The organism is Nocardia sp. NPDC057353, assembly GCF_042667085.1.
Classification (GTDB): Bacteria; Actinomycetota; Actinomycetes; order Mycobacteriales; family Mycobacteriaceae; genus Nocardia.
This window is the reverse complement of record NZ_JBHVAK010000060.1, coordinates 31,573-38,897: the sequence shown is the minus strand read 5'-3', so window position 1 is coordinate 38,897 and position 7,325 is coordinate 31,573. Positions and strand designations below refer to the sequence as shown.

The window sequence follows — 7,325 nt, the reverse complement described above, 5'->3', positions numbered from 1 at the left end:
GGCGAACACCGTGGGGCCTTCCGCGCGACGTGCCTAGTCCAGGTAGTCCCGGAGCACCTGCGAGCGGCTCGGGTGCCGCAGCTTGCTCATGGTCTTGGACTCGATCTGCCGGATCCGCTCGCGGGTGACGCCGTACACCTGGCCGATCTCGTCCAGCGTGCGCGGCTGCCCGTCGGTGAGGCCGAAGCGCAGCCGGACCACGCCCGCCTCGCGCTCGGAGAGCGTCTCCAGCACCGACTGCAGTTGATCCTGCAGCAGGGTGAAGCTGACCGCGTCGACCGCGACGACCGCCTCGGAATCCTCGATGAAGTCACCGAGTTGGCTGTCGCCCTCGTCGCCGATGGTCTGGTCCAGCGAAATGGGCTCCCTGGCGTACTGCTGGATCTCCAGCACCTTCTCCGGGGTGATGTCCATCTCCTTGGCCAGCTCCTCCGGGGTGGGCTCGCGGCCCAGGTCCTGGAGCAGCTCGCGCTGAATGCGGCCGAGCTTGTTGATGACCTCGACCATGTGCACCGGGATGCGGATGGTGCGGGCCTGGTCGGCCATGGCGCGGGTGATGGCCTGCCGGATCCACCAGGTGGCGTACGTGGAGAACTTGTAGCCCTTGGTGTAGTCGAACTTCTCCACCGCGCGGATCAGGCCGAGGTTGCCCTCCTGGATCAGGTCCAGGAACGCCATGCCGCGGCCGGTGTAGCGCTTGGCGAGCGAGACCACGAGCCGCAGGTTCGCCTCGAGCAGGTGGTTCTTGGCCCGGTTGCCGTCGCGGATGATCCAGTTGAAGTCGCGGCGGGTGGCGACCGGCAGCTTCTCGCCGGAGTCGGCGAACTCGCGCATCTTCTCCGCGGCGTAGAGCCCGGCCTCGATCCGCTTGGCGAGCTCCACCTCCTCCTCCGCGTTCAGCAGCGCGACCTTGCCGATCTGCTTGAGGTAGGCGCGCACCGAGTCGGCAGAGGCGGTGAGCTCGGCGTCCTTGCGCGCCTGGCGCAGCGCCTCGGACTCCTCCTCGTCCCAGACGAAGTCGCCGGAGGCCTTGTCGGCGGGGGTCGGCTCGGCGGCGCCCTCGGCCTCGGGGGCCTCGGCGGCCTCCTCGACCGGGTCCTCGGCCTCCTCGCCGTCCTCGGCGAGGTCGTCCTCGGAGACCTCGAGATCCTCGAGCTCGCCGAGGTCGAGGTTCTCCTCGTCGACGCCCTCGTCGCCACCGGGCTCGCCGTCCGGCCCCGCCTTCTTGGTGCTCGCCTTCTTCGCGGGCGCCTTCTTGGCGACGCCCTTGGCGGCGGCGGCCTTCTTGGCAGGTGCCTTCTTGGCGGCGACCTTCTTGGCGGGCGCCTTCTTCACCGGTGCCTTGCGGACCGGCCGCGCGGCGGTTGCTTCCGCGGAATCGGCGTCGGCCGATTCGGCGGTCTGACGGGTATTCGTGGCTACCACGTACGCCCTTTCGTGACGGTCTCGTGCGGCGTCACGCCAGAGTGATCCGGCGGAGCGGTCTGTCGGGTGGCGCCGGCGGAGCGCCGGCTGTCGGCTCGCACCGGCGCGGGCCGGTGTGCCGGGTGGGGGTTGGCGGCTTCCCGCCGGACACGTTCCATTGTAACGATCGAACCAGGGTACCCATGCCCACGACGGGCAGATTCGCGGCCCGCGCGCCGCAGGCGGTTCAGGGCGTGATGCCGTCCCGCACCGCCATGGCGGCGCCGACGATGCCCGCGGTGTTCCGCAGGTGCGCGGGGATCACCGGCGTCCGGTTGGTGAGCAGCGGAATCCACCGGTCGCTGTCGCGGCTGATGCCCCCACCGGCCACGATGATGTTCGGCCAGAACAGGTTCTCCAGCGCGATCAGCACTGTGCTGACCTCGGCCGCCCACTCTTCGAAGCTGAGCCCCCTGCGGTCCTTCACGGAGGAGGCGGCGCGGTGCTCGGTCTCCATCCCGCCGACCTCCATGTGCCCGAGTTCGGTGTTCGGCACCAGCGTGCCGCGGTAGATCAGCGCGGAGCCGATCCCGGTGCCGAAGGTGAGCAGCAGGACCGAGCCGGTGTGCTCGCGCGCGGCGCCGTAGCGGTCCTCGGCCAGCCCGGCCGCGTCGGCGTCGTTCAGCACGGTGACCTCGCGGCCGCCGAGCGCGGCGGAGAAGAGCGCGCGGGCATCGGTGCCGATCCAGCCCCGGTCGATATTGGCGGCGGTGCGCGCGACCCCGTCCAGGACCACCGCGGGCAGCGTGATGCCGACCGGGCCGTCCCAGTCCGCCTTCGCGACCAGCTCGGCCACGGTGGCCGCGACCGCCTCCGGGGTGGACGGCTGCGGCGTCGCGATCTTGATGCGCTCCGTGGCGAGTTCACCGGTGTCCAGGTTCACCTCGGCGCCCTTGACACCGCTGCCGCCGATGTCGATCCCGAATGCGTGCCGCCGAGCGGACATCTCTCAACCCCTCGTTCCTGTGCCGGTGTCGTGGTCGGTGCCGCCGCACAGGGTCCGATGCCGCGCGGGCGTCGGGCTGCCCGACGACGGCGCTGTGTCGTGCAGGACAAGGGTAGTCGGGCCCGACGCGCCGCGATCGGCGACCGCCCTCGCGCGCCCGCGCCGGATGTGTGATGGCATGTCAGCGTGTCGCAATCCACGTCAGCACCGCACCCCGCCTCGTCCGACACCGCCGCCGATCCCCGCGCCCTCGACGCGACCACCACCGACCCCGCCGACCTGCGCCGGATCGCGGTCGACCTGGCCGAGAGCGCGGCCGCGCACGTGCGCGCCCGCCGCCCCGAGGTCTTCGGCCCCGCGGGCGTGGTGGCCGACGGCGCGGTGCAGGCCAAGAGCACCCCGACCGACCCGGTGACGGTGGTCGACACCGAGACCGAGGAGCTGGTGCGCGGGCTGCTGGCCGAGCAGCGCCCGCACGACCTGATCGTCGGCGAGGAGGGCGGCGGCGGGTTCGAGGACGCGGGCGATCGGATCGCCTGGGTGGTCGACCCGATCGACGGCACGGTGAACTTCCTCTACGGCCTGCCCGGGTACGCCGTCTCGGTGGCCGCGGTGCGCAACGGCCGCGCGGTGGCGGGCGCGGTGGTCGACGTGGCGCGCGCCGCCACCTACAGCGCGGCGCGCGGCCTCGGCGCGCTGCGGGTGGACGCCGACGGCACCGTCGAGCACCTGCGCTGCACCCCGGTCCGGCAGGCGTCGATGGCGCTGGTCGCGACCGGCTTCGCCTACGGCACCGCGCGCCGCACCGAGCAGGCGCGGCTGGTGGCGCAGCTGCTGCCCGCGGTGCGCGACATCCGCAGGCTCGGCGCCGCCGCGCTCGACCTGTGCCTGGTCGGCGCGGGGCGGCTGGACGCCTTCTACGAGCACGGGCTGAACACCTGGGACTGGGCGGCGGGCGCGCTGGTGGCCGAGGAGGCCGGGGCGCGGCTGGTGCTGCCGCCCGTCACCGCGCGGGGCGAGGCGGGCGACCTGGTGCTGGTCGCCGCGCCCGGGATCGCGGACGAACTGCTCGCGCTCTTCGAGCGCACCGGCGGGGCCGCGCCCATCCCACAGCCCTGACCGTCCCCGGGGACGGCATCGTCCGCGCCGTCGTACCGGCCGCCGCGCCGCCGGAGCGACGTGCTCCAGCGCCGCGGCACCGGCTGCAGCGCTACGCCGGTGTGGCCCGCGCTCGCGCCGCGCCGAGCTGTCGGCTACCGCACGGCGGCGCGCTGTCGACTCAGCACTGCGCCTCGCGGGCGGCCTCCAGCAGGCCGACGTCGAGCGCGGCGCCACCGGGCGCGGGGTTCTTCAGCGAGCGCAGCACCTCTTCGGCGTCGGTGCTCGGCCGGATGTCCCGGAAGAGCGAGCCGAGCACCAGGTCGACGGTGTCGTCGCCGCGCTGGTCCTCGATCAGCTCGGCGCACGGCACCACCAGCTGCACCGAGGCGGCGGCCGGGCGGCCGTTCACCCCGAACCGGATCTGGCCGGTGCACTCCAGGTCGCCGTTGACGTAGACGGAGTCGTTGCCGATCGGCTGCCCCGGCGCACCGGCGAAGCCGAGGTCACCGAGCTGCGAGGCCACGTGCGCGGCCTGGCCGCGCTGGTTGTTGGCGTTCAGCACGCGCACCTTGGTGCCCTGCAGCGGAGCGGGCTCCACGTCGTCGAGCCTGCCCGCGCCGACCCGCTGCCCGAGCGCAGCGGGTGCCGTGGTGGCGCCCTGGTCGGTGGCCGGGCTGGGCGAGTTGCAGCTCATCGCGGTCGTGTCGGTGTCCTCCATGGTCAGGGCCTTGACCCAGATCACCGTCGCCACCAGCGCCAGGACGCCGACGAGGATGAGCCACGGTTCGATGCGCCGGCGGATGAAGGGCCGACCGTCGCGGTCGGATGCGCTTCCTTCGGTGATCAGTGAAACCACGGGAACACTCTACGAAACATCACGCGGCGGCAGCGCCGCGCGTAACGGAGCGGCCGCGGCGGGCGCGACGAGCGGTCGCCTCGCGTCGGTGAAAGGTCGTTTCCGCGTCGAGTGTGTTTCGGTTGCGCTTTTTCCCCCGTGGTCCGCTATTGTCTGGCGGCCCAGATCGAATCACCCAGGTGGAATGGCGTGGTCGGTCGCGGGAACAAGCAGGGCATGTCCCGCGTTCACCAAGCGCCGTCGGGCGTGGATTCTCGGATCCGCTCCTGGTGGAGAGCCGGTAGCCGTGTGATGTGTGCCACCGGCGGGGCGGTGTGGATCAGGTCGATTCCCAGCAGGGATCGGTGTGACCGCGCCGATCCGGGATATACGGAGTAAGGACGAGGGGAAGACGACATGGCAACCGACTATGACGCACCGAGGCGCACCGAATCCGACGACGTGTCGGAGGATTCGCTGGAGGAGCTGAAGGCCCGTCGCAACGAGGCCCAGTCCGCCGTCGTGGATATCGACGAATCCGATACCGCGGAGTCGTTCGAACTTCCCGGCGCGGACCTGTCCGAGGAAGTGCTGAGCGTTCGGGTCATTCCCAAGCAGGCCGACGAGTTCACCTGCTCCAGCTGTTTCCTGGTCCACCACCGGAGCAGGCTGGCCAGCGAGAAGGGGAATCAGATGATCTGCATGGACTGCGCCGCCTGAGCGCCGCGGTCAACCACCCGCGCTCGGCAGGCCGAGCGCGGTGAGGACCCGTTCGGGTCTGCGGGTACTGATCAGCCAGTACGGCGTGGGGTCGTCCGGGTCGTCGAGCACGAGCAGCACCATCGGCCCCACCCAGGGGCGGTGCTGGACGTAGGCCGCCGGGTCCAGCTGGCGGCCGAGGGCCGCGCTCTTCGCGGCGGGGGGGACGATCGCCGCGCGGGCGACGAACTCGACCGGCAGGTGTGCCCGGTCGACCCGCAGCTCCGGGTTGCCCCGCTCGTCGGCGGCGACCTCGAGGCGGTGCCTGCCGAACCACAGCAGCACCCACGCCGCCACCGGCAGCAGCACCGCGTGGGGCAGCCACTCCCGCACGCCGTGCCCGCCCATGTGGATCTCCGCGGCCAGCAGCGCCGCCACCCCGAAGCCGAGCGGCCACCAGAACAGCGGCACCCACAGCCGCTCGCGGTAGGCGGGTGCTGACCCCGGCGTTGCCGGGGTGGATGCCGCGGCGGAAGCGCGCCGGTCGGCACCCGGGTTCGCGGGGTTGCTCACGGGATCGGGCAGCTCGGACACGGTTCAACACTAGGCGACGGAGCCGCCCCGCCTGCGCGTAGGCTCGTGCACCGTGAGTGCACTGTCACCGATACCCCTGCTGCGGACAGATCCCGGCATCCCCCTTCCCACCCGCGCCCATGCCGGTGACGCGGGGGTGGATCTGTGCACCACCGAGGACGTGGTGCTGGAGCCGGGGGAGCGGGTGCTGGTCGGCACCGGTGTCGCGGTCGCGCTGCCGCAGGGAACGGTCGGGCTGGTGCACCCGCGCTCCGGGCTGGCGGCCAAGACCGGGCTCTCCGTGGTGAACACCCCCGGCACGATCGACGCCGGGTACCGCGGTGAGATCAAGGTCTGCCTGATCAACCACGACCCGCGCACCGCGATCGAGCTGCGCCGGGGGGACCGGATCGCGCAGCTGCTGGTCCAGCGGGTCGAGCTGGTGGATTTCGTCGAGGTGGCGACGCTGGACGAGACCGCGCGCGGCGCGGGGGGCTACGGATCGAGCGGCGGGCACGCGAGCCTCGCCGAGGAGGCGTGATGGGAATCTTCGGACGGGGGAAGAAGGGCAGCGGCCGGGCAGACGAGCACGGCGGGTACGAGGACGACTTCGGGGACGAGTACGACACCGACGAGCACCCGATCCCGGTGCTGTACCCGGGCGACCCCGGGTTCCAGCCGTTCGAGGACGAGTACGACACCGACGAGCACCCGGTGCAGGCCGGGTACGCGCCGGAGCCGGAGCCCGCGCCGGAGCCCGCCCCGCCCCGCGGCGGCAGGCGCAGGCGCGCGGGCGGCCCCGGTCGCGCCGGTGACGACGCCGCCGACGCGGCGCCGCGCCGGTCCGAGCACAGCGTGCCGGACGACGAGCCCGCGGCGCCCGCCGCCGTGGCCGCCGACGGTGAGCCGCCGCGCGGCCCCTACGACTACGCCGACGTCACCGAGCAGCTGGCGGCCGTCGTCGAGCAGCGGCTCGACCTCGGCTCGGTGATCATCCCGGTGCCGCCGGGTGGGCAGCTGCAGGTCGAGATGGCCGGGGACGGCACCCCGCAGGCGGTGCACCTGGCCACCGAGCACGGGCGGCTCACCGTCGCCGCGTACGCGGCGCCCAAGACGCCGGGGCAGTGGCGGACCGTCGCGGCCGACCTGGCCGAATCGCTGCGCAAGGACGGAGCCCAGGTCTCCACCGAGACCGGGCCGTGGGGGCGTGAACTGGTCGCCGTGACCGAGGGCGCGGATCTGCGCTTCATCGGGGTCGACGGGTACCGGTGGATGGTGCGGCTCGTCGCCGCAGGGCCGACCGGTGCGGTCGCGGCCGACGGGCCGCTGGTGCGGGCCGCGCGGGCCATCATGGGCGAGACCGTGGTGCGGCGCGGCACCGAGCCGCTCCCGGTCCGGGACCCGCTGCCCGTCGTGCTGCCCAAGGATCTGGCCGAGCAGCTCGCCGCCGCGCACCAGCAGCAGGTGGAGGCGGCGCAGGCGCAGGCGCAGGCCGCCGCGGCGCAGGCCGCGGCCGCCGCGACGCCGCGGCCCGTCATGCCGCAGCCGCTGCCCGATCAGCCCCGGCGCGGGGCGGAAGGCTCCGCCATGCAGCAGCTCAACCGCAACTGACGCCTGGCCCGCCGTCGTGCACGGGGCGGTCCCTCGCCCGCTCCGCTGCTCGGCTCCCCTCCGTTCGCGGCGGAAGGTCGCCCGCTTCGCGCTCGG

Annotated in this window: 8 protein-coding genes; 4 read left to right on the top strand and 4 right to left on the bottom strand. The window is 73.2% G+C overall.

What is annotated here, in order from left to right:
- Positions 1-33: 33 nt before the first annotated feature.
- Both ACFUUZ_RS25815 and ppgK read right to left on the bottom strand, forming a co-directional pair.
- Entirely contained in the window at positions 34-1,425 is a 1,392-nt protein-coding gene (locus ACFUUZ_RS25815) for an RNA polymerase sigma factor (RefSeq protein ID WP_378700502.1), read from the bottom strand.
- 226 nt (positions 1,426-1,651) lie between these two features.
- Complete coding sequence (gene ppgK / locus ACFUUZ_RS25810) at positions 1,652-2,410, bottom strand: polyphosphate--glucose phosphotransferase (RefSeq protein ID WP_378700500.1); 759 nt, start codon at positions 2,408-2,410, stop codon at positions 1,652-1,654.
- A 186-nt stretch (positions 2,411-2,596) separates the two neighbouring features.
- Here ppgK and ACFUUZ_RS25805 point away from each other — a divergent pair, with 186 nt between their 5' ends.
- Positions 2,597-3,529 (top strand): inositol monophosphatase family protein, encoded by a 933-nt coding sequence (locus tag ACFUUZ_RS25805; RefSeq protein ID WP_378700498.1) that lies wholly within the window; start codon positions 2,597-2,599, stop codon positions 3,527-3,529.
- Positions 3,530-3,689: 160 nt separating this feature from the next.
- Here ACFUUZ_RS25805 and cei read toward each other — a convergent pair whose 3' ends face one another.
- Positions 3,690-4,367, bottom strand: coding sequence for an envelope integrity protein Cei (cei, locus tag ACFUUZ_RS25800; RefSeq protein ID WP_378700496.1), 678 nt, complete (start codon positions 4,365-4,367; stop codon positions 3,690-3,692).
- A 396-nt stretch (positions 4,368-4,763) separates the two neighbouring features.
- Between cei and ACFUUZ_RS25795 the strand changes: the two genes are divergently transcribed.
- Positions 4,764-5,066: a DUF4193 domain-containing protein gene (locus tag ACFUUZ_RS25795; protein WP_067656397.1), complete on the top strand. Its 303-nt coding sequence runs from the start codon at positions 4,764-4,766 to the stop codon at positions 5,064-5,066.
- 9 nt (positions 5,067-5,075) lie between these two features.
- Here ACFUUZ_RS25795 and ACFUUZ_RS25790 read toward each other — a convergent pair whose 3' ends face one another.
- Positions 5,076-5,630 carry a DUF3093 domain-containing protein gene (locus ACFUUZ_RS25790; RefSeq protein ID WP_378700506.1) on the bottom strand — a complete coding sequence of 185 codons (555 nt, stop codon included), beginning with the start codon at positions 5,628-5,630 and terminating at the stop codon, positions 5,076-5,078.
- Between the two features lie 61 nt (positions 5,631-5,691).
- Between ACFUUZ_RS25790 and dut the strand changes: the two genes are divergently transcribed.
- On the top strand, positions 5,692-6,159 hold the full coding sequence (dut, locus tag ACFUUZ_RS25785) for a dUTP diphosphatase (protein ID WP_378700494.1): 468 nt from the start codon (positions 5,692-5,694) through the stop codon (positions 6,157-6,159).
- Between the two features lie 173 nt (positions 6,160-6,332).
- Entirely contained in the window at positions 6,333-7,229 is an 897-nt protein-coding gene (locus ACFUUZ_RS25780; protein WP_378700504.1) for a DUF3710 domain-containing protein, read from the top strand.
- Positions 7,230-7,325: the final 96 nt, after the last annotated feature.

What these genes read in the sequence shown, in the direction of transcription:
- ppgK (WP_378700500.1), bottom strand. Translation starts at nt 2,410, where the DNA reads ATGTCCGCTCGGCGGCACGCATTCGGGATCGACATCGGCGGCAGCGGT.
- ACFUUZ_RS25795 (WP_067656397.1), top strand. Translation starts at nt 4,764, where the DNA reads ATGGCAACCGACTATGACGCACCGAGGCGCACCGAATCCGACGACGTG.